Raw genomic sequence first — 2,107 nt, 5'->3', positions numbered from 1 at the left:
GGGGGGGGGGTGGGCGCCCAGCACCATCGGCGGGTGCGGCGTTAACGTTTCATCCTGCGCCTGGCCCTGGGCCGCCGCGCCGCGGCGAAACCGCGCCACCAGGGAGGCCAGCTTCGCGCGCCGCCAGGATTCGCTGCGGATCAGGCGCAGGCTGGCGCGCATGGCGGCCGCCATCGCCGGTGCCGGCGCGGTGGAAAACAGATAAGGGCGCGCGGTTTCAGCCACGTGCCCGACCACGCTGTCGCTGCCCAGCAGCATGGCGCCCTGGCCGCCGAAAGCCTTGCCCAGCGGCACCAGCAGCAGCGGCACTTCGCGCGCGCCCAGTCCGGCCACCGCCAGGCTGCCGCGGCCTTCCGGACCCAGCACGCCGATGCCGTGCGCGTCGTCCACGAACAGCGTCGCGTCCTGCGTTCGCGCCACCAGGGCCAGGTCGGCCAGCGGGGCCTGGTCGCCGTCCATGCTGAAGACGCCGTCGGTGGCCAGGATGGCGGCGCCTTCGCGCCGCGACATCAGCTGGCGCAGCGCCGCTTCCACGTCGCGGTGCGGATAGCGCTTGAGCTCGCAGCCCGACAGGCGCGCGCCGTCGATCAGGCAGGCGTGGTTGAGTTTGTCCTGCACGCAGGTGTCGCCTTCGCCCAGCAGCGACTGCATCACCGCCAGGTTGGCCAGGTAGCCACTGCCGAACAGCAGGCCGCGCTCGTAGCCCAGCCACTGCGCCATTTCGCTTTCCAGGGCGACGTGTTCGCCATGGTGGCCGCTGACGCCGGCCGAGCCGGTGCTGCCCACGCCGTGCCAGGCCGCGGCTTCCTGCAGCGCGGCCACCACGTCCAGGTGCTGGCTCAGGCCCAGGTAATCGTTGCCGCAGAAGCTGGTGAGCTGGCGGCCATCCACCAGCACCTGGGCACCTTCGCGCGCTTCCACGGCGCGCCGGACCCGCGTGGCCGCCGCGGCCTTGCGCTCGGCACGGGCAACGGCAAGGCGATCGGCGAGGCGGGTGCGGGCCACGTCAGGCGGCGCAGGTGGTGGCGGGCACGACGATGTCGGCGTGCACGGTGTTGGTGTCGTATTCCTGCACCAGCGGCATCGGCACCAGGCCCAGGCGCTTGAACAGCGCCTGGTCGGCCTCGACGTCGGGGTTGCCGGTGGTCAGCAGCTTTTCGCCGTAGAAGATCGAATTGGCGCCGGCCAGGAAGCACAGGGCCTGCAGTTCGTCGTTCATTTCAGCGCGCCCCGCCGACAGCCGCACCATCGCGGCCGGCATCAGCAGGCGGGCCACGGCGATGGTGCGCACGAACTCGAACGGGTCCAGCAGCGCGGTGCCCTTGAGCGGCGTGCCTTCCACCTGCACCAGCCGGTTGATCGGCACCGAATCGGGATGCGCCGGCAGGTTGGCCAGCGCCTGCAGCAGGCCGGCGCGCTGGCTGCGCGATTCGCCCATGCCGACGATGCCGCCGCAGCAGGTTTTCATGCCGGCGTCGCGCACGTGTTCCAGGGTGTCCAGGCGGTCCTGGTATTCGCGGGTCTGGATGACGTCGCCGTAGAACTCGGGCGCGGTGTCGAGATTGTGGTTGTAGTAGTCCAGGCCCGCGTCGCGCAGCGCCTGGGCCTGGCTGCCCTTGAGCATGCCCAGGGTGGCGCAGGTTTCCAGGCCCAGGGCCTTCACGCCGCTGATCATCGCGGCCACCTTGGGGATGTCGCGGTCCTTGGGGCTGCGCCAGGCGGCACCCATGCAGAAGCGCGACGCGCCGGCGGCCTTGGCGGCGCGGGCCTTGTCCATCACTTCGTCCAGGTCCATCAGCTTCTGGGCCTGCACGCCGGTGTCGTAGCGCGCGGCCTGCGGGCAGTAGGCGCAGTCTTCGGGGCAGCCGCCGGTCTTCACCGACAGCAGGGTGGACACCTGCACCTGGGTCGGGTCGAAGCGCTCGCGGTGCGTGGCGCCGGCGCGGGCCATCAGCTCGGGGAAAGACAGGTCGAACAGGGCGAGGACTTCGTCGCGCGTCCAGTCGTGGCGGATGACAGCAGGCATGGTCGAACCCTGACGGCGGAAGGCAATGGAATCAAGGAGTCTGGTGAGCATGCCCAGCCCTGTCAACCAAACGCCCGGCCC

At 71.0% G+C, this 2,107-nt stretch carries 2 protein-coding genes; both read right to left on the bottom strand.

Features of this window, described 5'->3' with window-relative positions:
* A partial coding sequence (locus tag K0M70_RS12450; RefSeq protein WP_290782410.1) for an 8-amino-7-oxononanoate synthase occupies positions 1-1,005 on the bottom strand: 1,005 nt, incomplete at its 3' end.
* A gap of 1 nt (position 1,006) precedes the next feature.
* Entirely contained in the window at positions 1,007-2,026 is a 1,020-nt protein-coding gene (gene bioB / locus K0M70_RS12445; RefSeq protein ID WP_290782409.1) for a biotin synthase BioB, read from the bottom strand.
* Between the last annotated feature and the right edge of the window lie 81 nt (positions 2,027-2,107).

This window comes from Arenimonas sp., assembly GCF_019459675.1.
Lineage (GTDB): Bacteria > Pseudomonadota > Gammaproteobacteria > Xanthomonadales > Xanthomonadaceae > Arenimonas.
This window is presented reverse-complemented; position numbering and strand designations above follow the sequence as displayed.